Origin of the sequence: Streptomyces subrutilus (assembly GCF_001746425.1) — a bacterium.
In the GTDB taxonomy this organism is placed as follows: Bacteria; Actinomycetota; Actinomycetes; order Streptomycetales; family Streptomycetaceae; genus Streptomyces; species Streptomyces subrutilus_A.
This window is the reverse complement of sequence record NZ_MEHK01000001.1, coordinates 4,545,753-4,567,741: the sequence shown is the minus strand read 5'-3', so window position 1 is coordinate 4,567,741 and position 21,989 is coordinate 4,545,753. Positions and strand designations below refer to the sequence as shown.

Sequence of the window (21,989 nt, the reverse complement as noted above, 5' to 3'; positions counted from 1 at the left end):
TACACAACGTAGAAATCGGGGGACTGCTGATGCACCGCCAGAGAGTCATAATCCGCACGCTCGGGGTGGCCACCGCCGTCGCGCTCGCCGCGACCGCCTGTGGGCCGCAGAAGTCGGAGTCCGCGGGCTCCGCTCCCTCGGCCCCCTCTTCGCCCACGGCGGGCACCTCCCCCGAATCCTCCCCCTCGACCGACGACAAGCCGGCCTCGCCGTCCCCGTCGGCCTCCGCCTCCGCGTCCGCCTCGGCGTCCCCGTCCGCCTCCCCCTCGCCGACGGTGAAGCAGGTCATGGCCAACGGTGACGACAGCGAGCAGGTGCGCGAGCTCCAGGCCCGCCTGAAGCAGCTCAAGCTGATGTCGGTCGCGCCGACCGGCTTCTACGGGACCAAGACCACCGCGGCCGTGAAGTCCTACCAGTCGAAGAACGGGCTGAACCCCACCGGTTCGGTCGACGAGGCCACCTGGAAGAAGATCCAGAACGCCACGAAGAAGCCCACCGCGGACGAGCTGCGCCCGCCGACGGTCAACGAGGCCGACGCGCCCGACCCGCGCTGCATGGAGGGCCGGGTGATGTGCATCAGCAAGGAGAGCCGCACCCTCGCCTTCATGATCGACGGCAAGATCGTCTCCACCATGGACGTGCGCTTCGGTTCGGAGAACACCCCGACCCGCGAGGGCGTCTTCAAGGTGGACCGCAAGGAGAAGGAGTGGACGTCCACCCTCTACCACACGGCCATGCCGTACTCGATGTTCTTCAGCGGCGGCCAGGCGGTGCACTACTCGGCCGACTTCGCGGCCCGCGGCTACGCCGGCGCCTCGCACGGCTGCGTGAACGTCCGGGACAAGGGCAAGCTGGCCTCCGTCTTCGGCCAGATGCAGGTCGGCGACAAGGTCGTCGTCTACTGGTGATGCCGGAGCGCGCGGGCGGCCTGGTCCGAATGTCAGAGGCGCGGGCAGGGCCGGGGGAACGTGCCCCGCCCGCGCCGGTTGCGCAGAGCCCAGGGGTACGGGGGGAACCCCGGCTCATGCGCGGCCGATGACCAGTCGGCTCGTTGTGTACTGCGTCGCCGGTTCGAAAAGTGTTACAGGCGGGACGTGACCGGGGACGGATCCCTGAGCATCCTGCCGATCGCGCCGCTGTCCGCCGGCGCGCTCGGGCTGTTCGTGCGCCCGTCGTCGTGGACGACCCCGTCCAGCAGGGCCTCGCAGTAGTACGGAATGCGCGACAGGCCCTTGGCCAGGCGGGACAGCCGCTCGCGGCGGTCGTCATTGAGGTGTCCGGCCCGGTAGTCGTGGCACAGGTCCACGGCCCGGCGCTGGTTCTCCCGGTCGCGGTCGCGGTCCCGGCTCGTGGTCTCGCCGCCGGAGCCGTCCGGGAGGCCGTCCGTACGGAACGTGCCGTCGTCGTCCCGGCCGTCCTTGTCGTCCTTGCCGTCCGGGCCCGGGCCGGTGCCCGTGCCGCCGACGGCGGACGTGCCGGACGAGCCCTCGCCGCGCGTGTCGCCGCCGGATTCCGTGAACCCCTCCGTGCCGGGCGGGTGCGGGGTGCCCGCAGACGCGGTGGGGCCGGCGCCGTCCCGCAGGGGGGTGGGCCGCAGCTGCGGGTCGAGCGTCGAGCCCCCGCTGCCGTCGCCCTGGGCCGGGTCCCCGTCGGCGCTCACCGACACCGCGGGTCCCGGACCGGCGGTGTCGCGCACGGGCCGGTCCAGCAGGCCGGCGGCCGCCGCCGCGGCGAGGCCGCCGACCGCGACGCTCGCCAGGGCCGCCGCGAGGCCGAACCGCACCGCCCGGGAACGCCGGGGCCCGGGCACGTGCAGGCCGGCGGCGTGGCCGAGGGCGACCAGCGGCTCGCCGGAGCGGGCCGGGCCGGCAGCGGCCGTCGCGGCGCAGCGCTCGGCGGAGGAGGGACCGGCAGCGGCGGATACGGGGGAGGCGGGTACGGCGGTCGCGGGAGCGCCGGCGCTGTGCGCGGCGCGGAAGGCGGCCACGGCCGCGTCCTCACCGGGCAGTTCACCGGCCGTCGGAGCGGGCGGGGTGAGGCTGTCGAGGGCGGCCCGCAGCCGGGCGGCTTCGCGCCGGGCGCGCGGATCGGCGGCCGGACCCACGGGTTCCACCGGTTCGCCGCGCAGCAGTCTGTCGGCGGCGGCTTCGTCCAGCCACCTGTCGCGCTCGTCGGCCATCACATGTCCTTCTGCGTCCGCCAACGTGAATGCGTCACACCGGTTTGTTCTACGAGGCCCCCGCCGTGGCCGCGCTGCGCGGGTACGGCGTCGAGATCCCTCCCGCCCCTGCCGCCCCGTGCCTGGCCACCGGCATTATGGCGGACGCGGGCGCCCGGATCCGAGCCCCGGTCCCCGCCGCGGTCCGAGTCCGGCTCGAAGCCGCCCTCCGCGCCCTCCGGGCCGAGCAGCTCGGCCAGCTTCTTCAGACCCCGGTGGGCGGCGGTCCGTACGGCGCCGGGCCGCTTGCCGAGGGTCTCGGCCGCGCTCTTGGCGTCCAGGCCGACGACGACCCGCAGGACCACGGCCTCCGCCTGGTCCTGGGGCAGCTGTGCGATGAGCGCCATGGCGCTGCCGGTGGAGAGGGCCTCCATCGCGGCGCCCGCCGTGTCGCAGTCGGCGGCCCAGCCGGTGAGCTCGGTGTCGTCCCCGCCTATGGCGGGGCGGCGGCCGCGCATGCGTATGTGGTCCAGGGCCCGGTTGCGGGCGATGCGGGCGGCCCAGCCGCGGAAGCGGTCGGCGTCACCGGTGAAGGAGCCCAGGTCGCGGGCGATCTGCAGCCAGGCCTCGGAGGTCACGTCCTCCGCGTCGCCGTCGCCGACGAGCGTGCGTACGTATCCGAGCAGGCGTGGGTGCACGGCGCGGTACACAGCACGGAACGCGTTCTCTTCGCCGTCCTGTGCCGCGAGCACCGCCGCGGTCAGCTCCGCGTCGTCCCCCAGCAAAGTCCCCAACCCGTTCACTGTCCTGTACGTCTGGCGCAAATCAGCACGTTACGGCTTTCAAGCACCTTCGTCCACGCGTTGTACAACGAGCAACCATCCCTGCGCGGAGCGAGGTGTGACACAAAACGCACTCAGGGCGCTGACAGGGATACGGGCTTGTCGCACGAGCCCGTGACGGATGGTGGCCGGGGCCTCTCCTGTGGGGGGTGGCGGCCTCGGCCGCCCTCCCCTCCCCGGGCCGTCTCCGCCTCCCGGCCCCCCTTCGGTACGCCTCCATGATGCTCCCGTCATCCTTTCGGCTCACTTCCGGGTGAATTCCCCGAATGCGTACGACACACCCCACCCGGCGTCGATAGCGTGGCAGGACACCCGCACCACGCCCCGAGGAGCCCCCCGCTGTCCAGCCACCTTCCGGCACAGGCCCGCGGCAGCTCCGGCCCCTCCCGCTCCGGCCTGGCGCGCTTCAACGCCCTGTCCCCCGAGGCGGCCGAGGCGGCCCTGATGCACTGCTGCGGCAGCCGGCGCTGGGCCCACCGCGTCGCCGAACACCGCCCCTACCCCGATTCCGAGGCACTGCTCGCCGCCGCGGACGAGGCGTCGTACGACCTCTCGCACGCGGACCTGGCGGAGGCGCTGGCCGCCGAACCCTCGGCGGAACTGGAGCCCGGGGCCTCGTACGCCGCCGTACTGGCCCTCGACGCGGGCCACGCCGAGTACGAGCGCAAGTTCGGCCACGCCTTCGTGATCTGCCTGGAAGGGCGCACTCCGGAGGAGCAGGCGGACCAGCTGCTGGCGGCGATCCGCCGCCGGATGGGGCACGACGTGGACGAGGAGCGCTCCCTCTCCGCCGACGAGCTGCGCCGCCTCGCGCAGGCCCGGCTGTGCGACCTGACACATTGGCTGACGTCTGCCGATGGCCTGACTGGGGCGGAAATGGGGCTATTCGCCCCTGTCGGATAGTCCGTCCGAGCCTGTTTGATCACACCGGTGGCCCCCGCGCGAAGGAACCGACAAAGCGTCGCTACGATGTCCGGGGCCGGAGGACCGTACCCGGCCGGGCCCGACCGACAAAGAAGCCGGCTGGCCCCCGCCCCGCTTCCGGAGGGTTTTCCGTGCCGGCTGGAACGTTGTACCGCGGCCGGGAAGGAATGTGGTCCTGGGTGGCTCATCGAGTCACCGGCGTCCTCATCTTCTTCTTCCTGTTCGTACACGTCCTCGACACCGCACTCGTCCGCGTCTCCCCCGAGGCGTACGACGATGTCGTGGCTACCTACAAGACGCCGATCGTCGCGCTGCTGGAGTACGGCCTCGTCGCCGCAATCCTGTTCCACGCGCTCAACGGTCTCCGTGTCATCGCAGTGGACTTCTGGTCCAAGGGCCCGCGCTACCAGAAGCAGATGCTCTGGTACGTCGTGGGCATCTGGATCGCGCTGATGATCGGGGCCATCTACCCCGTCCTCAGCCACGCCTACCTTGAACTGTTCGGGAAGTGACACGCATGTCTTCTGACACTTCTTCCGCCAAGGTCATCGGCGACGACGGCTCCGTATCGGGCGTGAGCCTCTACGACGTCGACAACCCGGCGCCCTACATCGAGGCCCCCCGCAAGCGCACGGGCAAGACCCCGCGCTCGACCCGCGGGAACTTCGAGATGGCCGCGTGGCTCTTCATGCGCCTCTCGGGCGTCGTGCTCGTCGTCCTCGTCATCGGCCACCTGCTGATCCAGCTGGTGCTCGACGGCGGCGTCTCCAAGATCGGCTTCGCCTTCGTGGCGGGCCGCTGGGCTTCCCCGTTCTGGCAGATCTGGGACCTGCTGATGCTGTGGCTGGCCATGCTGCACGGCGCGAACGGCCTGCGTACCGTCATCAACGACTACGCGGAGCGCGCCAACACGCGGCTGTGGCTGAAGGGCCTGCTCTACACCGCCACGGTGTTCACCATCCTTCTGGGCACGCTGGTGATCTTCACCTTCGACCCGAACATCCGCTAGGCAACGGGGCTGAGGCGAAACCAATGAAGATCCACAAGTACGACACCGTCATCGTCGGCGCGGGCGGCGCGGGCATGCGCGCCGCCATCGAGGCGACGAAGCGCAGCCGCACCGCCGTGCTGACGAAGCTCTACCCCACCCGCTCCCACACGGGCGCCGCGCAGGGCGGCATGGCCGCCGCGCTGGCCAACGTGGAAGAGGACAACTGGGAGTGGCACACCTTCGACACGGTCAAGGGCGGTGACTACCTGGTCGACCAGGACGCCGCCGAGATCCTGGCGAAGGAGGCCATCGACGCGGTCCTCGACCTGGAGAAGATGGGCCTGCCGTTCAACCGCACCCCGGACGGCACCATCGACCAGCGCCGCTTCGGCGGCCACTCGCGCAACCACGGCGAGGCCCCGGTCCGCCGGTCCTGCTACGCCGCGGACCGCACCGGCCACATGATCCTCCAGACGCTGTACCAGAACTGCGTCAAGGAGGGCGTGGAGTTCTTCAACGAGTTCTACGTCCTGGACCAGCTCCTGGTCGAGGAGGACGGCGTCAAGAAGTCGGCCGGCGTGGTCGCGTACGAGCTCGCCACCGGCGAGATCCACGTGTTCCAGGCCAAGGCCGTCATCTACGCCTCCGGCGGCACCGGCAAGTTCTTCAAGGTGACCTCCAACGCGCACACCCTCACGGGTGACGGCCAGGCGGCCTGCTACCGCCGCGGCCTGCCGCTCGAGGACATGGAGTTCTTCCAGTTCCACCCGACGGGCATCTGGCGCATGGGCATCCTGCTGACGGAGGGCGCCCGCGGTGAGGGCGGCATCCTCCGCAACAAGGACGGCGAGCGCTTCATGGAGAAGTACGCGCCGGTCATGAAGGACCTCGCGTCCCGTGACGTCGTCTCGCGCTCCATCTACACCGAGATCCGTGAGGGCCGCGGCTGCGGTCCGGCCGGCGACCACGTGTACCTGGACCTGACGCACCTGCCGCCGGAGCAGCTCGACGCGAAGCTCCCGGACATCACCGAGTTCGCGCGCACCTACCTGGGCATCGAGCCGTACACGGACCCGATCCCGATCCAGCCCACCGCGCACTACGCCATGGGCGGCATCCCGACCAACGTCGAGGGCGAGGTCCTGGCGGACAACACCACCGTCGTCCCCGGCCTGTACGCGGCCGGCGAGGTCGCGTGCGTGTCGGTGCACGGCGCGAACCGCCTGGGCACCAATTCGCTGCTGGACATCAACGTCTTCGGCAAGCGCTCGGGCATCGCGGCGGCCGCGTACGCGCAGGCCAACGACTACGTCGAGCTGCCGGAGAACCCGGCGCAGCAGGTGGTCGACCTGGTCGAGCAGCTGCGCAACTCCACGGGCAGCGAGCGGGTCGCCGACCTGCGTCTGGAGCTCCAGGAGACGATGGACGCGTGCGTGATGGTGTTCCGTACGGAGCAGACCATCAAGACGGCGGTCGAGAAGATCGCCGAGCTGCGCGAGCGCTACAGGAACGTGTCCGTCCAGGACAAGGGCAAGCGCTTCAACACGGACCTGCTGGAGGCCATCGAGCTGGGCAACCTGCTCGACCTGGCCGAGGTCATGGCCGTGTCCGCGCTGGCGCGCAAGGAGTCCCGCGGCGGTCACTACCGCGAGGACTACCCGAACCGCGACGACGTCAACTTCATGCGCCACACCATGGCGTACCGCGAGGTCGGCGCCGACGGCAAGGACTCCGTCCGGCTGGACTACAAGCCCGTCGTCGTCACCCGCTACCAGCCGATGGAGCGTAAGTACTGATGGCCACCCCCACCCTGTCCAAGACGGACGAGATGGAGGCCGCGGCCGCGGCCTCGCCGTACATCACGGTCACGTTCCGGATCCGCCGCTACAACCCCGAGATCTCGGACGAGGCGCAGTGGCAGGACTTCCAGATCGAGATCGACCCGAAGGAGCGCGTGCTCGACGGTCTCCACAAGATCAAGTGGGACCTCGACGGCACGCTGACCTTCCGCCGCTCGTGTGCGCACGGCATCTGCGGCTCCGACGCGATGCGGATCAACGGCAAGAACAGGCTCGCCTGCAAGACGCTGATCAAGGACATCAACCCGGAGAAGCCGATCACCGTCGAGGCCATCAAGGGCCTCACGGTGATGAAGGACCTCGTAGTCGACATGGAGCCCTTCTTCCAGGCGTACCGCGACGTCATGCCGTTCCTGGTCACCACGGGCAACGAGCCGACGCGTGAGCGCCTGCAGTCGGCGGAGGACCGCGAGCGGTTCGACGACACGACGAAGTGCATCCTGTGCGCCGCGTGCACGTCCTCGTGCCCGGTGTTCTGGAACGACGGCCAGTACTTCGGCCCGGCTGCGATCGTGAACGCACACCGCTTCATCTTCGACAGCCGTGACGAGGCGGGCGAGCAGCGCCTGGAGATCCTCAACGACAAGGACGGCGTGTGGCGTTGCCGCACGACGTTCAACTGCACCGACGCGTGCCCGCGCGGCATCGAGGTCACCAAGGCGATCCAGGAGGTCAAGCGTGCGCTGATCACGCGCCGCTTCTGACGCCCTGAGCCGCAGGCCGCCGTACACGAGGCCCCGCACCCGGAGTTGCTCCGGGTGCGGGGCCTCGTGCGTGCCCGGACCTATCTGGTTACGGGGTTCAGGGTTGGTGTCCGCTGTGGAAGGATCGGCCCCATGAGCGAGCAGCAGCCGAATCCGTACGCAGGCGATCCGGGCCAGGCCGGCCGGCCGGGCCAGCCCGGCCAGGGCGACTACACGTGGGGCCCCGGCGAGGCCGGTTACGGCTACCCGCAGCCCTACCCGGCGGCCCCGGCCTACCAGCCGACCATGGGCGCCGGGTTCCCGGCGCCCGTCCCCGCGCCCACCGGCGGCGGCGCCGGCATGTCCCTCGGCGACATCACCATCGCGGGCGACCAGATCATCACCCCGTCGGGCACGATGCCGCTGCGGGGCGCGATGTGGAACGCGACGGACTTCTCGCGCACCGAGGAGAAGATCCCGACCCACGCGATCATCCTGGCCGTCATCTTCTTCCTGTTCTGCCTGCTCGGCCTGCTGTTCCTCCTGATGAAGGAGAAGAAGACCACGGGCTACATCCAGATCACCGTGACGAGCGGGGGCCGCCACCACTCCACGATGATCCCGGCGCAGGACCAGAACACCTATCCGTGGGTGATGTCGCAGCTCAACTTCGCCCGGTCGCTCAGCATCTGAGGAACCGTCCGGCAGGTCGGGGTCCGGCCTCCGGGGCCGCGAGCCCGCGAAACGCACTGGCGGGCACGGCCGGGGGCCGCGATGATCTCCGGATGACTGTTTCCTTCGAGGTGTCAGGGGCCGCTGAAGCGCCCGCCGTCGTGCTGCTGCACTCTTCCGTCTGCGACCGGCGGATGTGGGACGCGCAGTGCGGGCCGCTCGGCGACGCCGGGCTGCGGGTGGTCCGGCTCGACTTCCGGACCTGCGGGGACTCCCCCGCGGCGCGGGAGCCGTACAGCGACCACGGCGACGTCGTCGCGCTGATGGACCGGCTCGGCATCGAGCGAGCCGCGGTCGTCGGGGCCTCGTACGGCGGGCGGGTCGCCCTGACGGTCGCCGCGCTGCACCCGGAGCGGGTGACCCGGCTGGCCCTGCTGTGCGCGGGCCGCCCGGGGCACCGGCCCGACAGCCCCGAGGTGAAGGAGTTCGGCGCCGCCGAGGACGCGCTGCTGGAGGCCGGGGACCTGGACGGCGCGGCCGAGCTGAACGCCCGCACCTGGCTCGGCCCGGACGCCGACGAGTCCGCGCACACCCTCGTACGGGCCATGCAGCTGCGGAACTTCCAGAACTCCCCGGCCCCCGCCGACGACCACGAACTCCCCGAACCGGACGTCGACTTCGCCGCGATCACCGCCCCGACCCTCGCCGTCGGCGGCGCCCACGACCTCCCCGACTTCCGCCGCGTCGCCGCCGAACTCCCGGACCTCGTCCCGGGCGCCCGCCACCTGGAGCTCCCCTGGGCGGGCCACCTGCCCTCACTGGAACGCCCGGCCGCGACCACGGACCTGCTGCTGGAGTTCCTCCGCCCGGTGCGGTGACCGGCACGTCCACGGGCCGCACGGGTGCCGCTGTCCGCCGCTGACGCCCCTCCTACCGGCCTCGGACGGGTGTGCGATCATCGCTCGTCGCACATCACCCTGGGGGGTTCATGCCAACGGCTCGGCGCCTGCAAGACGCCCCGTTCCCACTGTTCTGACGGGGCAGCCAGGTGTCGGTCTTCCCCGACGGCACGGTCCGTACGACTGCCGCGAACCTGGACTTCACGGCGGGGCAGACGATTCCGAACCTCGTCGTCGTGCCCGTCGTGAACGGGAAGGTCAGCTTCTACAACAACGCGGGATCGGTCGACCTCATCGCCGACGTGGCCGGCTTCTACGGGTTCTGAGCCCGGCCCGACACACCCTGCGCCGGCTGGCTTCCGGCCGGCACAGGCGTTTTTGGGGGCCGGGTCACTTCCCCCGCTCGGCCGCGCTTCGTTCCACACAGAACTCGTTGCCCTCGGGGTCGGCGAGCGTCACCCAGCCCGTGCCGTCGGGGTTGCGGTGGTCGCCGACGACGGTGGCGCCGAGGGCGAGGATGCGTTCCACCTCCTCGTCGCGCGTGCGGTCCTGCGGCTGGAGGTCCATGTGCACCCGGTTCTTCACGATTTTGGCGTCCGGGACCGTCACGAACAGCAGGGCCGAACCGGGCGCCGTGACCAGCGCCTCCGGGTCGCCCGGGAAGTCCTCGTCGGAGATCTTGCCGTCCAGCACGCCGGCCCAGAACTGCCCCAGGGCGTAGGCGTCGGAGCAGTCGAAGGTGAGGTGTCGTACGAGAGAAGTCATACGGCGGACTATCGGACAGGGTTCCCCGGCCTGTCCACCGGATTGGAGAGGACCTGGGGCGCCGGAGCGGGTCTGTGGTGGAGTGGGTCCATGACCGACTTCGAGACGATCACGGTGCCGGACCACCTCTGCGGATACCCGGGCGTCGCCTTCGGCGGCTACGTGGCGGGCGTCCTCGCCGGGCGGGCCGCCGCGAAGACCGTACGGGTGGACTTCCGCCGGCCGGTGCCGACCGGGGCGCCGGTCCTGCTGGCCGGAACGGCCGACGGCGGCGTCGAACTCACCTCCGGCGAGCTGCTGTTGGCGGCGGCGACACCCACCGACCTGCATACGGACGTGCCCGACGCACCCTCCTGGGCGGCGGCCTCGGCCGCGGCCGAGGCCTACCGGGCGGCCCCGCCGGACGGCTCGACGGACTGCTTCGGCTGCGGCCTGGACCGTACGCCCGCCACGGGACTGCGCCAGCACTGCGGACGGGTGCCGGGCGGCGACCCGGGCCTGGTCGCCACCGCCTGGACCCCCTCCCCCGAACTCGCCGGCACCGACGGCCTGTTGCCGCCGGAGCTGGTGTGGGGCTCGCTGGACTGCCCCGGGAACGCGGCCGGGCGCCTGCTGGGCGGGCGCCCGGCCGGCTCCGTCACGGCCGCGCTGACCGCGCGGCTGCTGCGGCCGGTCCCGGTCGGCGAGGGCCTCGTCACGTACTCCTGGCTGCTCGGCTCGGAGGGCCGCAAGTACACGGTCGGCACGGCCCTGGCCACGGCGGCGGGCGACCTGTGCGCCTACGCCGAGGCCCTGTGGGTCCAGCCGCGCCGGGACGCGTAGAGCGCCGACTCCGCCACCGGGCTTCGAGCCGCGTCCCGCCATGAAGGTGCGGGACGCGGCTTTCGCGTGCCGCGGCACGGGCACACCCATTCGCTTGAACCTGTTCAAAAAAGGGTCTACAGTCATGCCTGCCAGCAAGTTGAACACGTTCAAGGGGGCTGAGGCAATGGACCTCACCGTGGTCGCGTACGTTATCTACCTGCTCATCAGCATCGGGCTCACCGTCTGGGTCGCCCGTACGCTCAGCCGCAACGGCCGCGTCTTCATCGGCGACGTCCTCCAGGGGAACGAGAAGCTCGCGGACGCCGTCAACCAGCTCCTCGTGGTCGGCTTCTACCTCGTGAACATCGGCTTCGTGACCCTCTACCTCCGCTCGGGCGAGGACATAGTCCAGGCGCGCGACCTCTTCGAGGCGCTCTCGGTCAAGCTCGGCGTCGTCCTGCTGGTCCTCGGCGTCATGCACCTCGGCAACGTCTGGGTCCTGAACAAGATGCGCCGCCGGGGCATCATGGAGCGCCAGCAGACGCCGCCGGTCACCCCGCAGGGGTGGACCGCTCCGGCCGGGGCCTGACCGGTGGCCCCGCCCGGGTCGGCGGTGCGCCACCTGACGGTGCTCTACGACGCGAACTGCCCGCTCTGCGTGCACATCAGGCACTGGCTGCTCGCACAGCGATGGCTCGTACCGCTGCGGCTCCTCCCCGCCGCGTCCTTCGAGGCGCGGCGCCGGTTCCCGAAGCTCGACCACGAGTCGACGCTCAAGGAGATCACCGTGATCGGGGACTCCGGGCAGGTGTGGACCGGGACCGACGCCTTCATCGTGTGCCTGTGGGCGCTGGTCGAGCACCGGCCGAAGGCCAACTGGCTCGCCACGCCCGCCGGGCGGCCCTTCGCCCGGGCCGCCATGCACACCGCGTCGAAGTGGCGGGCGGCGGTACGGACCGGGGGTCCCCCGCAGGGGGCGCAGGACCCGGCCTGTGACGACCAGTGCTCCGTCCCCCGATAGGCTCGTGCACCGTGACTGATCAGAAGGCTCCCAAGAGCGAGCAGACCCGCACGCTCATCCTCGAAACCGCGCTCCGTCTCTTCCAGGAGCGCGGCTTCGACAAGACGACGATGCGGGGTATCGCGAAGGAGGCCGGTGTCTCGGTCGGCAACGCCTATTACTACTTCGAGTCGAAGGAACACCTCGTCCAGGGGTTCTACGACCGGATCGGCGCCGCGCACCAGGCGGCGGTCCGGCCCATCCTGGACAACGAGACCGATCTGCAGAAGCGGCTCGCGGGCGTGCTGACGAGCTGGATGGACATCGCGGCCCCGTACCACGAGTTCGCCTCGCAGTTCTTCAAGAACGCGGCGGACCCGGAAAGCCCGCTCAGCCCGTTCTCGCCGGAGTCCGAGGACGCCCGGCAAGCGGCGATCGACATCCACCGCGAGGTGCTCGCGGGGGCGAAGACCAAGGTGCCGGCCGAGCTGGCCGACGTGCTGCCGGAGCTGATGTGGCTCTCGCAGATGGGCCTGGTCCTCTACTGGGTCTTCGACCGGTCGCCGAACAGCGAGAAGACGCGGCGACTCGCCGAGCGCGGCGCGCAGCTGACGACGCGGGGCATCGTACTGGCCCGGTTCCGGGTGCTGCGGCCGCTGGTGCGCGAAGTGCACGAACTGTTCGCGGACTTCCTGCCCGGCATGGCGCAGACGGCCACGGCGGGTGCCCGCGAGCGGGCCTCGGATCCCGACCCGGAGCCGGACCACGCGGACCCGAAGTCCGCATAGGGGCCTACAGCCGGTCCAACTCCCGTAGGCGCCGGACCCCGGCGCCGTCGGAGAGGTACCGGGCCCCGGTGACGTTCGCGCCGCCGGCTCCCGGCGAGGCCCTGCGGTTCGCGCCGGTCAGGCCTGGTGCGAGGCGAGTTCGACGACGGTGATGTCGGACGGCGCGCCGACCCGGACCGGCGGCCCCCAGGCGCCGGCTCCGCGCGACACCCACAGCTGCGTGTCGCCGTACCGCTCCAGGCCCTCGACGGTGGGGTTGGCGAGCTCGGCGAGGTAGTTGCCGGGCCAGAGCTGGCCTCCGTGGGTGTGGCCGGAGAGCTGGAGGTCGACGCCGTGCCTGACGGCGTCGTGGATCACGACGGGCTGGTGGGCGAGGAGTACGGCGGCACGGGTGCGGTCGCGGTCGCCGAGCGCCGCCCCGAAGTCGGGGCCCTGGCCCTCGCTCTCGCCCGCGATGTCGTTGACCCCGGCGAGGTCGAAGTACGGGAGGGCCCGGCGGGCGTTCTCCAGCGGGTTCAGGCCGAGCTCGCGGACGTGGTCGACCCACTGCCGGGCGCCGGAGAAGTACTCGTGGTTCCCCGTCACGAAGTACGTGCCGTGCCGGGCGGTGAGCCGGCGCAGCGGCTCGGCGGCCCGTCCGAGGTCCTGGACGTCGCCGTCGACGAGGTCGCCGACGATGGCGATGAGGTCGGGCTGGGTCCGGTTGACGGTGTCGACGATGCGCTGGGTGTGGGCGCGGCCGAGGATCGGGCCGAGGTGGACGTCGCTGACGACCGCGATCCGGAAGCCGTGCGCGGCCCGCGGCAGCTTGGCCAGGGGGACCCGCACCCGGCGGACGCCGGGCCCGCGCAGGACGCCGTGCGTGCCGTACGCCCCGTTCGCGACGGTCCCGAGGGCCACGGCGGCGGCCGCGCCGCCGAGGGTGCGCGCGACGAACCGGCGGCGGGTCAGCTCCTGCGCGCAGGGCGCGGCGGGCTCGGCGGGAGCCACGGGTACGACGGGCGGGGCGACGGCGGTGGCCGTCGCGGCCGTGCCCGCGCCGTCCTGGCGGACGTCGCCGGGGGCCTCGTCCGCCACCCGGGAGGGGCTCCGGTGGGCCAGTCGGCGGAGCAACAGCGCGCGGATCGGCTCCGCGACCAGCATCGTCAGGGTCAGGTACAGGAGTACCGCGAGCCAGAGGAACCCGGGCCAGGACACGGCCTGCTGGAGCGGGAAGGGAACGCCCGCGCGGCCCGCGGTCAGCGCGGCCACGGAGAGGAGGGGCAGGGCGATGGCCGAGGCGGTGCCGATGCGGCGGGGCAGGCCCCGGGGGGCCGTGGTGTCGCGGACCAGGCGGATCCACAGCCAGCGGTGGACCAGCCCCAGGAGGCCGAGGACCGCGAGCGCGACCAGCGCGAAGACGGCGGTTCTCATGCGTCCCGCTCCTCACGTGATGCACGCCGCAGCGCCCGGACCCCGCGCAACCCGATCACCCCGACGGCCGTCCCCAGGAGAAAGGACGACACCGCGAGCGCCAGGTGCACCCAGAAGTAGGCCGTGGGGTCGCCCGCCGCGTCGAATGCCTGCCCGCTGCCGTTCTTCCACAGGTTCCGGACGAAAGACACCCAGATGAACCAGCTCCACACTCCGAAGGCGAGCAGGAACCAGGAGGCGGTACGGCTGAGTTTCATGGCCCCAGTATCGGATCGGTCCCCAGGACGGACGCGCCGGGGTGGGCTGTCCCGGCGGTGGTTGTACCGAATGGGCCGGTCAGCGCCGCCGTCCAGCCAATCGGGAGGTACTTTCACCTGCGTGTATGTAAAGAAGACCGCGCTGACGGTCCTTTCTGCCGCGCTGCTGGTGCCCGCGATGATCGCGGTCCCCGCGCATGCCGCGCCGGCCCCGCCGGCCGACGGGAAGAGGCAGCCGCCGAAGGCGGCGAAGGCCGCGCCCGCGCCCCCCGCGTCGATGTCCACGGTCGGCGGGGCCCTGCTCGGCCGGCCGGGGACCCAGGTCGACCTGCTGCCCGGCGCGCCCGCCCTGCCCTCGAACCTGACGGGGCGCTCGTGGATCGTGGCGGACGCGGAGTCCGGCGAGGTACTGGCCTCGCACAACGCGCACTGGCGGCTCCCCCCGGCCTCCACCATGAAGATGCTCTTCGCGGACACCGTGCTGCCGAGCCTCCCCAAGGACCAGGTCCACAAGGTCACCGACGAGGACATGGAGGGCGTGGGCCCGGGCAGCAGCCTGGTCGGGGTCAAGGAGGACCACGAGTACAGCGTCCACGACCTGTGGCTCGGGGTGTTCCTGCGGTCGGGGAACGACGCCGTGCACGTGCTGTCGGCCATGAACGGCGGCATCGAGAAGACCGTCAAGGACATGCAGGCGCACGCGGAGGAGCTCCAGGCGCTGGACACCCATGTGGTGTCGCCCGACGGCTACGACGCCCCGGAGCAGGTGTCGAGCGCGTACGACCTCACGCTGATCGCCCGCTCCGGGCTGCAGAAGCAGGACTTCCGGGAGTACTGCGGCACGGTCGAGGCCAGGTTCCCCGGCCTGCAGCAGCCGGGGAAGCCGCGGGACTTCTTCGAGATCCAGAACACCAACCGGCTGATGACGGGCGTGGGCGGCATCTCCCCGTACAAGGGCATCGCCGGGGTGAAGAACGGCAACACGACGATGGCCGGCTCCACCTTCACCGGCGCGGCGCAGAAGGGCGAGCGCAAGCTGCTGGTCACGGTGATGAACCCGGGCGCGGGCGGGGCGAACTCGGTGTACGAGGAGACCGCCGCGCTCTTCGACTGGGGTTTCGCGGCGGCCGGCAAGGTCAAGCCGGTGGGTGAGCTGGTGCCCCCGAAGAGCGAGGACACCTCCCCGCTCGGCTCCCCGGCCCAGTCCCACGAGAACAACCCGTCGGCGGGCGGTGTGGGCTCGGGCGGGATCGGTACCGCGCTCGGTGTCGTGGGCGGCGCCCTGGCCGTGCTGGCGGGCGGCGTGTTCGTGGTCAACCGGCGCTGGCCGCGCGGCCGCCGGGGCCGGGGCGAGGACCTGGTCTGAGGGCCCCTGGGCCGGGGGCCCGGTCCGAGCACCCGGGTCCGGCGGGGAAGGCCTACCCCAGGCCCGTACGGACGATCTCCGGATTCACCCGAAGGAGTACGGGCTTAGATGCGGGGGCCCGCCGGGGCGTGCTCGCCGCGGGTTTCACCAGAGGCCTCGTCCTTGACGTCGTCCGCGGCCTTGGCTTCGTCCGGGTCCTCGGCTTCGTCCAGGGCCTCGTCGTCGCCGGTCGCGGTCCAGGACGCCACGAACAGCAGCAGCTTCGCCGTGAAGTTGATCCACAGCAGCAGGGCGATCGGCACGCCGAAGGCCCCGTACATGCTCTTCGTCGCGACCCCGCTGATGTAGCCGCTGAGCAGGAGCTTCAGCAGCTCGAAGCCCACCGCGCCGATGAGGGCGGCCTGGATCAGGCGGCCGCGCGGGGGTTCGACGCCGGGGAGCAGGGTCAGGACGTACAGCAGCAGGAGGAACGCGGCCAGCACGCCGACGAGGAAGCCGCCCGAGCGCAGCAGCGCGCCGCCCGCGCCCTCGCGCGGGATGCCGAGCCACTCCGCGGACTTGCCGACCGCGCTGGCGCCGAAGATCGAGGCGGCGGCCGAGGCGAGGCCGACGCCGCCGAGGCCGAGGAGCACCAGTCCGTCCTTGCCCTTGCGGACGACGGGGTTGCCCTCGTCCTCGTCGTCCTTGTCCCACACGGCGCGCAGGCAGTCCCGCATGGAGCCCACCCAGCCGATGCCGGTGAAGAGCAGGAGGGCGCCGGCGACGAGGCCGACGGTGCCGGCGTTGGCGACGAGCGCGTTGAGGTCGAGCTGCTCGGAGATGCCGGGGACCTGCTCGGCGAGGTTCTTCTGGAGCCGGTCGAGCTGCTCCTGGCTGAGGAGGCCGGCGCCGACCGCGGCGGCCACGGTGACCAGGGGGAAGAGCGCGAGGAAGCTGATGAAGGTGATCGCGGCGGCGAGCCGGGTCCAGTGCACGCGGTCCAGGCGTTCGTACGAACGCCACGCGTGGGTGCGCATCAGCCGGGCCGCCAGGGGGCCGATCACCGGGAGTTTGGTCAGCCAGTCCATGAAGTCACCGTAATTGAGCTGTCGGAAATCGCCGGTATTGCCGGTTTCTGGGACTACGGTCGTCGACTGTGACTTTTCGCGAAGTACCCCGGACGGACCGCCCGTTCCACGCCCTGCTCCTGCGCAGGCTCAGGTTCCGCACGCGTCAGGCCCTGCGGCCGCTCCGTCAGGAAGGCCGTGCCGTCCCGGCCGCCTCGTCGGCGGGTGAGCCCTGCTGCGCCGGGACGCCCGTCGGACCGGTGCCGAACGGGTACTCGCGCAGCTTGCGCCAGACCCCGTCGGAGCCTTGCTCGTAGAGCGCGAAGCCCGCGCAGACCCACTCGGCCGCGTACTCCGCGAGGGTCGTGAACGCCAGGTCCATCGCCTCCTCGGAGATCCCGTGGGCGACCGTGACGTGCGGGTGGTACGGGAAGGCCAGCTCGCGGACGAGCGGGCCGCCGGGGTCGCGGAGCTCGCCCTGGAGGCGGGTGCAGCCCTCGGCGCCCTCGACGACCTTGACGAAGACGACCGGCGAGAGGGGGCGGAAGGTTCCCGTCCCCTCCAGCCGCATCCGGAAGGCCCGGAAGGCGGCGGCGACCGCGCTGAGGTGGGCGCGGATCTCGGGGAGCCGGTCCGCCTCCACCTCGGTCGGCGGGACGAGGGTGACATGCGTGGGGATGCCGTGCGCGGCGGCGTCCCCGAAGCCGGCGCGCAGCTGCTGGAGCCGGCTGCCGTACGGCTCCGGGACCGCGATCGAAACGCCGAGCGTTACGGTCCCCACGTATCTCTCCTCCGTGTGTCTGGATGGACTGCTGCCGCCAGTGTGAGGGCAGTACCCCCGGTCTCGCCAGGGCCCTCTTTCCCCCGGCGCCCGCCTCAGTGCTTGGCGGGCAGGAATCCGAGGCGGTCGTACGCCTGGGCGAGGGTTTCGGCGGCGACCGCGCGGGCCTTCTCCGCGCCCTTGGCCAGGATCGAGTCCAGCGTTTCCGGGTCGTCGAGGTATTCCTGGGTCCGCTGCTTGAAGGGTGTGACGAAGTCGACCATCACCGCGGCCAGGTCCGTCTTGAGCGCGCCGTAGCCCTTGCCCTCGTACCGCGCCTCCAGGGCGGGGACCGTCTCGCCGGTGAGGGTCGAGTAGATCGTGAGCAGGTTGCTGACACCGGGCTTGTTCACGGTGTCGAAGCGGATCTCGGCCTCGGTGTCGGTGACCGCGCTCTTGATCTTCTTCTCGGTGACCTTGGGCTCGTCGAGGAGGTTGACCAGGCCCTTGGGCGACGACGCGGACTTCGACATCTTGATCGTCGGGTCCTGGAGGTCGTAGATCTTCGCGACCTCCTTGACGATGTGCGCGGCGGGGAGGGTGAAGGTCTGGCCGAAGCGCTGGTTGAAGCGCTCGGCCAGGTCGCGGGTCAGCTCGATGTGCTGGCGCTGGTCCTCGCCGACGGGGACGGCGTTCGCCTGGTAGAGCAGGATGTCGGCGACCTGGAGGATCGGGTACGTGAACAGCCCGACGGTGGCGTTGTTCGCACCCTGCTTGGCGGACTTGTCCTTGAACTGGGTCATCCGGCTGGCCTCGCCGAACCCGGTGATGCAGTTCATGACCCAGCCGAGCTGGGCGTGCTCGGGCACGTGGCTCTGGATGAAGAGCGTGCAGCGCTCGGGGTCCAGGCCGGCGGCGAGCAGCTGCGCGGCGGAGAGGCGGGTGTTCGCGCGGAGGTCCTTCGGATCCTGCGGCATGGTGATCGCGTGCAGGTCGACGACCATGTAGAACGCGTCGTGCGTCTCCTGGAGGGCGACGTACTGCCGGATGGCCCCGAGGTAGTTCCCGAGGTGGAACGAGCCGGAGGTGGGCTGGATGCCGGAGAGCGCGCGAGGACGATCAGAAGCCATGGCCTCATTCTCTCAGGTGCGGGGGCGGGCTCGGGCCCGCCGCCGGCCGGATCCTTCCGGGTCGCGGCGGGCCGTGCCGTGCCGGGCCGCCGGTACCGGGCGGTAGCCCGCCGTCCGGATCCCGCCCCGCCCAAGCGACCGCTTCCCCGGACCGGGTCCCGCCCTGCGCGCTGCTCCGCGGGCCACCGGCCGACGAGGCTGAACGGTGCGACCCCGGCTCCGGTCCGGACGGCCCCGCTGCACGGGGCTTCGCAGGGCGCCGCCCCCACCCGCGCCTCAAACACCGGCGAGGCTGGGTGGCGCGGCCCCCGCTCCGGGGCCAGACGACCCCGCTGCACGAAGCTCCCGGGCTCCGGCCCGGGGTGCTGCGCGGCGTCGACCCGAGCACACCCGGCCAACGCCGCTACGCGGGGCTTCGTGGGGCGCCCCACACCCGCACCTCAAACGCCGGCGAGGCTGGGTGGCGCGGCCCCCGCTTCGGGTCAGACGGCTCCTCTGCGCGGTCGCGCCGCCGACGGGACGGCTGCGGCCTTGAGCGCCGGGCGGGCCGGAAGGGCTCTGCGGGCGTTACCGCCGCACCCGGCGGACGGGGGCAGGCAAATCCAGCCCCGCCGGCGATTGAGGCGCGGGGTCCGGGGCGGAGCCCCCGCCGCCGGGGGCGGGAGGTCGAGCCCTGCCTTCCGGCCCGCCTCGATGGGGGCGCCGGGGTGCCGGGCCGGGACCCGGTCCGCGGCCCCGGCCCTGGCCCCCAACCCCGGCTCCGGCCCGCGGCCCCGGCTCCGGCCCTCGACCTCGGCTGCGGTTCGCAGCCCGGCCTCGGGCCCGGCCCCGGCCCGCGGCCCCGCCCCGCGGCGGGCTCGGCTGCGAACAGGTCAGGACAGGGGGAGGCCCGGGGCCGGGTACGTCGACAGGAGGGACGCGACCTCGGCGCGGATCGTCGCGAGCGCGGCCTCGTCCGACTTGGCCGCCGCCTCGACCGCCCGCGCGATCCACTCCGCGACCTGCCCCATCTGCCCCACACCCAGGCCCCGCGACGTCAGCGACGGCGTGCCGATCCGGATGCCCGACGGGTCGAAGGGCTTGCGCGGGTCGAACGGGACCGTGTTGTAGTTCACCACGATCCCCGCGCGGTCCAGCGCCTTGGCCGCCACCTTCCCCGGCACGTCCCGCGAGGTGAGGTCCATCAGGATCAGGTGGTTGTCCGTACCGCCCGACACCAGGTCGAAGCCCCGCGCCAGCAGCGCCTCGGCCAGGGCCTTGGCATTGGCCACCACGGCATGCGCGTACGCGGTGAACGCCGGCTGCGCCGCCTCGTGCAGCGCCACCGCGATACCGGCCGTCGTCTGGTTGTGCGGCCCGCCCTGCAGCCCCGGGAACACGGCCTTGTCGATGGCCTTCGCGTGCTCCTCGCGGCACATCAGCATCGCCCCGCGCGGCCCCCGCAGCGTCTTGTGCGTGGTCGTCGAGATCACGTCCACGTGCCCCGCCGGGGACGGGTGCGCCCCGCCCGCGATCAGGCCCGCGATGTGGGCCACGTCCGCGACCAGGACGGAGCCCGCCTCCTCGGCGATCGACGCGAACGCCGCGAAGTCGATCGTGCGCGGCAGAGCCGTACCCCCACAGAAGATGATCTTCGGGCGCTCCGTCAGCGCGAGCTCCCGCACCGCGTCGTAGTCGATCAGCCCGGTCTCCGGCCGGACCCCGTACTGCACGCCCCGGAACCACGAGCCCGTCGCCGAGACGCCCCAGCCGTGCGTGAGGTGCCCGCCCATCGGCAGCGCCATGCCCATCACCGTGTCGCCGGGCTCGGCGAAGGCCAGGTAGACGGCCAGGTTCGCGGGCGAGCCGGAGTACGGCTGGACGTTGGCGTGGTCCACCCCGAACAGGCCCTTCGCCCGCTCGACGGCCAGCGCCTCGACCTTGTCGATGTTCTGCTGGCCCTCGTAGTAGCGGCGGCCCGGGTAGCCCTCGCTGTACTTGTTCTGCAGCACCGTGCCGGAGGCTTCGAGCACGGCGGCGGACACGTAGTTCTCACTGGGGATCAGGCGCAGGGTCTCGGCCTGCAGGTTCTCCTCCGCCGCGACGAACGACGCCAGTTCGGGGTCGGTCGCGAAAAGGGCGGGATGGCGGCTCGCGGACATGGCGGGCTCCTCCGGGGTCGATGTGATCGGTACCCCGCGAGGCCCAGGCGAGCGGCCCTGTCTGCGGTCGAGCGCGCACGACTCCCCCGGAGTTCGTTCTCCGTACGCCAGTCGCCGTGCGTACCGCACACCTTAGCGGGCGCGCCGCGGGAAAGGTTTCTCCAGCCCGTCAGCGAGCGAGGATGGAAGGTGACGCCATCCTCGTCACCGGCCTGACGGACGATCGGAGACCCCGTGTCGACAACTGCTGATGCCATCCGCTCCGCCGACGCGCACAGCGCGCACAACTACCACCCGCTGCCCGTCGTCGTCGCGTCCGCGGAGGGCGCGTGGATGACCGACGTGGAGGGCCGCCGGTACCTGGACATGCTCGCCGGCTACTCGGCGCTGAACTTCGGGCACGGCAACCCCCGCCTGCTCGACGCCGCCCGCGCCCAGCTGGACCGGGTCACGCTCACCTCGCGCGCCTTCTTCCACGACCGCTTCGCCGACTTCTGTACCGAACTCGCCTCGCTGTGCGGCAAGGAGATGGTGCTGCCCATGAACACGGGCGCGGAGGCGGTGGAGACGGCCGTGAAGACCGCCCGCAAGTGGGGGTACGAGGTCAAGGGCGTGCCGGACGGCCACGCCAAGATCGTGGTCGCCGCCGACAACTTCCACGGGCGCACGACGACGATCGTCTCCTTCTCCACGGACCACGAGGCGCGCGACCACTTCGGCCCCTACACGCCGGGCTTCGAGATCGTCCCGTACGGCGACCTCACCGCGCTGGCCCACGCGGTCACCGAGAACACGGTCGCCGTCCTGCTGGAGCCGGTGCAGGGCGAGGCGGGGGTGCTGGTGCCGCCCGCCGGGTACCTGCGCGGCGTACGGGAGCTCACGCGCGAGCGGAACGTCCTGTTCATGGCGGACGAGATCCAGTCGGGGCTGGGCCGCACCGGCCGGACCTTCGCCTGCGACCACGAGGAGGTCGTCCCCGACGTGTACATCCTCGGCAAGGCGCTCGGCGGCGGGGTCGTGCCCGTCTCGGCCGTGGTCGCGGACCGGGACGTGCTCGGCGTGTTCCGGCCGGGCGAGCACGGGTCCACCTTCGGCGGGAACCCGCTGGCCTGCGCCGTCGGCCTGGAGGTCGTCGCGATGCTGAAGACCGGCGAGTACCAGCAGCGCGCCACCGAGCTCGGCGACCACTTGCACCGGGAGCTGAACCTGCTGGTCGGCGGGGGTGCGGTGATGGCCGTACGGGGGCGGGGGCTGTGGGCGGGCGTGGACATCGAGCCGTCGCACGGGACCGGACGGCAGATCTCCGAGAAGCTGATGGAGCGGGGCGTCCTGGTGAAGGACACCCACGGGTCGACCATCCGGATCGCGCCGCCGCTGGTGATCAGCAAGGAGGACCTGGACTGGGGGCTGGAGCAGCTCAGGTCGGTCCTGTCCGCGTGACGGTCTCCGGCGCGCCCGCGTGACGGCCTTCGGCGCCCGCGCGTCGGACGC

The 21,989-nt window shown here is 71.9% G+C and carries 24 protein-coding genes and 1 riboswitch; of the genes, 15 read left to right on the top strand and 9 right to left on the bottom strand.

The features are described 5' to 3' along the window. The first annotated feature begins 29 nt into the window (after window positions 1-29). Window positions 30-908 (top strand): L,D-transpeptidase family protein, encoded by an 879-nt coding sequence (locus BGK67_RS21670; RefSeq protein WP_069921628.1) that lies wholly within the window; start codon window positions 30-32, stop codon window positions 906-908. 173 nt (window positions 909-1,081) lie between these two features. Here BGK67_RS21670 and BGK67_RS37660 read toward each other — a convergent pair whose 3' ends face one another. After that, on the bottom strand, window positions 1,082-2,179 hold the full coding sequence (locus BGK67_RS37660) for a hypothetical protein (RefSeq protein WP_069921627.1): 1,098 nt from the start codon (window positions 2,177-2,179) through the stop codon (window positions 1,082-1,084). After that, window positions 2,179-2,943: an RNA polymerase sigma factor gene (locus BGK67_RS21660; RefSeq protein WP_069921626.1), complete on the bottom strand. Its 765-nt coding sequence runs from the start codon at window positions 2,941-2,943 to the stop codon at window positions 2,179-2,181. Before BGK67_RS21660 ends, BGK67_RS37660 begins: the two co-directional genes overlap by 1 nt. A 357-nt stretch (window positions 2,944-3,300) precedes the next feature. Between BGK67_RS21660 and BGK67_RS21655 the strand changes: the two genes are divergently transcribed. From BGK67_RS21655 to BGK67_RS21620, 8 genes are all read left to right on the top strand, one after another. Then, window positions 3,301-3,903: a 2-oxo-4-hydroxy-4-carboxy-5-ureidoimidazoline decarboxylase gene (locus BGK67_RS21655; protein WP_069921625.1), complete on the top strand. Its 603-nt coding sequence runs from the start codon at window positions 3,301-3,303 to the stop codon at window positions 3,901-3,903. 152 nt (window positions 3,904-4,055) lie between these two features. Beyond that, window positions 4,056-4,436 (top strand): succinate dehydrogenase, cytochrome b556 subunit, encoded by a 381-nt coding sequence (gene sdhC / locus BGK67_RS21650; RefSeq protein WP_079154311.1) that lies wholly within the window; start codon window positions 4,056-4,058, stop codon window positions 4,434-4,436. A 5-nt stretch (window positions 4,437-4,441) separates the two neighbouring features. Then, window positions 4,442-4,933 carry a succinate dehydrogenase hydrophobic membrane anchor subunit gene (locus BGK67_RS21645; RefSeq protein ID WP_069921623.1) on the top strand — a complete coding sequence of 164 codons (492 nt, stop codon included), beginning with the start codon at window positions 4,442-4,444 and terminating at the stop codon, window positions 4,931-4,933. Between the two features lie 23 nt (window positions 4,934-4,956). After that, window positions 4,957-6,711 (top strand): succinate dehydrogenase flavoprotein subunit, encoded by a 1,755-nt coding sequence (gene sdhA, locus BGK67_RS21640; RefSeq protein WP_069921622.1) that lies wholly within the window; start codon window positions 4,957-4,959, stop codon window positions 6,709-6,711. After that, window positions 6,711-7,478 carry a succinate dehydrogenase iron-sulfur subunit gene (locus BGK67_RS21635; RefSeq protein ID WP_069921621.1) on the top strand — a complete coding sequence of 256 codons (768 nt, stop codon included), beginning with the start codon at window positions 6,711-6,713 and terminating at the stop codon, window positions 7,476-7,478. The genes sdhA and BGK67_RS21635 overlap by 1 nt, the downstream gene beginning before the upstream one ends. A 132-nt stretch (window positions 7,479-7,610) precedes the next feature. After that, a complete protein-coding gene (locus tag BGK67_RS21630) occupies window positions 7,611-8,150 on the top strand; it encodes a hypothetical protein (protein ID WP_069921620.1) in 540 nt (179 codons plus the stop codon). Window positions 8,151-8,242: 92 nt separating this feature from the next. After that, window positions 8,243-9,007, top strand: coding sequence for an alpha/beta fold hydrolase (locus BGK67_RS21625; protein ID WP_069921619.1), 765 nt, complete (start codon window positions 8,243-8,245; stop codon window positions 9,005-9,007). 170 nt (window positions 9,008-9,177) lie between these two features. Next, the gene (locus BGK67_RS21620; protein ID WP_069921618.1) at window positions 9,178-9,354 is read left to right on the top strand and encodes an N-acetylmuramoyl-L-alanine amidase; all 177 of its coding nucleotides are present in this window, start codon (window positions 9,178-9,180) and stop codon (window positions 9,352-9,354) included. Between the two features lie 64 nt (window positions 9,355-9,418). Here the strand turns inward: BGK67_RS21620 and BGK67_RS21615 are convergent, their stop codons facing one another. Beyond that, entirely contained in the window at window positions 9,419-9,793 is a 375-nt protein-coding gene (locus tag BGK67_RS21615; RefSeq protein WP_069921617.1) for a VOC family protein, read from the bottom strand. A gap of 90 nt (window positions 9,794-9,883) precedes the next feature. On the opposite strand from BGK67_RS21615, the gene BGK67_RS21610 reads away from it, so the two are divergent. The 4 genes from BGK67_RS21610 (at window position 9,884) to BGK67_RS21595 (ending at window position 12,385) form a co-directional block, all read left to right on the top strand. After that, the gene (locus tag BGK67_RS21610; RefSeq protein WP_069921616.1) at window positions 9,884-10,615 is read left to right on the top strand and encodes a hotdog fold domain-containing protein; all 732 of its coding nucleotides are present in this window, start codon (window positions 9,884-9,886) and stop codon (window positions 10,613-10,615) included. A 166-nt stretch (window positions 10,616-10,781) separates the two neighbouring features. After that, window positions 10,782-11,186, top strand: coding sequence for a hypothetical protein (locus tag BGK67_RS21605; RefSeq protein ID WP_069921615.1), 405 nt, complete (start codon window positions 10,782-10,784; stop codon window positions 11,184-11,186). Window positions 11,187-11,189: 3 nt separating this feature from the next. Continuing rightward, window positions 11,190-11,618, top strand: coding sequence for a thiol-disulfide oxidoreductase DCC family protein (locus BGK67_RS21600; protein ID WP_244291284.1), 429 nt, complete (start codon window positions 11,190-11,192; stop codon window positions 11,616-11,618). A gap of 11 nt (window positions 11,619-11,629) precedes the next feature. Then, window positions 11,630-12,385, top strand: a complete 756-nt coding sequence (locus BGK67_RS21595) for a TetR family transcriptional regulator (protein ID WP_069924019.1) — start codon at window positions 11,630-11,632, stop codon at window positions 12,383-12,385. Window positions 12,386-12,502: 117 nt separating this feature from the next. Here the strand turns inward: BGK67_RS21595 and BGK67_RS21590 are convergent, their stop codons facing one another. Then, a complete protein-coding gene (locus BGK67_RS21590; protein WP_069921614.1) occupies window positions 12,503-13,798 on the bottom strand; it encodes a metallophosphoesterase in 1,296 nt (431 codons plus the stop codon). Further along, window positions 13,795-14,055: an SCO4848 family membrane protein gene (locus tag BGK67_RS21585; RefSeq protein ID WP_069921613.1), complete on the bottom strand. Its 261-nt coding sequence runs from the start codon at window positions 14,053-14,055 to the stop codon at window positions 13,795-13,797. Before BGK67_RS21585 ends, BGK67_RS21590 begins: the two co-directional genes overlap by 4 nt. A 121-nt stretch (window positions 14,056-14,176) precedes the next feature. Between BGK67_RS21585 and BGK67_RS21580 the strand changes: the two genes are divergently transcribed. Then, window positions 14,177-15,421 (top strand): D-alanyl-D-alanine carboxypeptidase family protein, encoded by a 1,245-nt coding sequence (locus BGK67_RS21580; RefSeq protein ID WP_244291283.1) that lies wholly within the window; start codon window positions 14,177-14,179, stop codon window positions 15,419-15,421. A gap of 104 nt (window positions 15,422-15,525) precedes the next feature. Here the strand turns inward: BGK67_RS21580 and BGK67_RS21575 are convergent, their stop codons facing one another. The 4 genes from BGK67_RS21575 to glyA all read right to left on the bottom strand — a co-directional run bounded on the left by BGK67_RS21575 (window position 15,526) and on the right by glyA (window position 20,498). Beyond that, window positions 15,526-16,488, bottom strand: a complete 963-nt coding sequence (locus tag BGK67_RS21575; protein ID WP_069921612.1) for a YihY/virulence factor BrkB family protein — start codon at window positions 16,486-16,488, stop codon at window positions 15,526-15,528. A 166-nt stretch (window positions 16,489-16,654) separates the two neighbouring features. Continuing rightward, window positions 16,655-17,248, bottom strand: a complete 594-nt coding sequence (locus BGK67_RS21570) for a 2'-5' RNA ligase family protein (protein WP_069921611.1) — start codon at window positions 17,246-17,248, stop codon at window positions 16,655-16,657. Between the two features lie 95 nt (window positions 17,249-17,343). Next, entirely contained in the window at window positions 17,344-18,357 is a 1,014-nt protein-coding gene (gene trpS / locus BGK67_RS21565; protein WP_069921610.1) for a tryptophan--tRNA ligase, read from the bottom strand. Window positions 18,358-19,229: 872 nt separating this feature from the next. Next, window positions 19,230-20,498: a serine hydroxymethyltransferase gene (gene glyA, locus BGK67_RS21560; RefSeq protein ID WP_069921609.1), complete on the bottom strand. Its 1,269-nt coding sequence runs from the start codon at window positions 20,496-20,498 to the stop codon at window positions 19,230-19,232. A gap of 34 nt (window positions 20,499-20,532) precedes the next feature. Next, a riboswitch (ZMP/ZTP riboswitch) is annotated at window positions 20,533-20,623 on the bottom strand. A gap of 109 nt (window positions 20,624-20,732) precedes the next feature. On the opposite strand from glyA, the gene rocD reads away from it, so the two are divergent. Next, window positions 20,733-21,938: an ornithine--oxo-acid transaminase gene (gene rocD, locus BGK67_RS21555; RefSeq protein ID WP_069921608.1), complete on the top strand. Its 1,206-nt coding sequence runs from the start codon at window positions 20,733-20,735 to the stop codon at window positions 21,936-21,938. The last annotated feature ends 51 nt before the right edge of the window (window positions 21,939-21,989 follow it).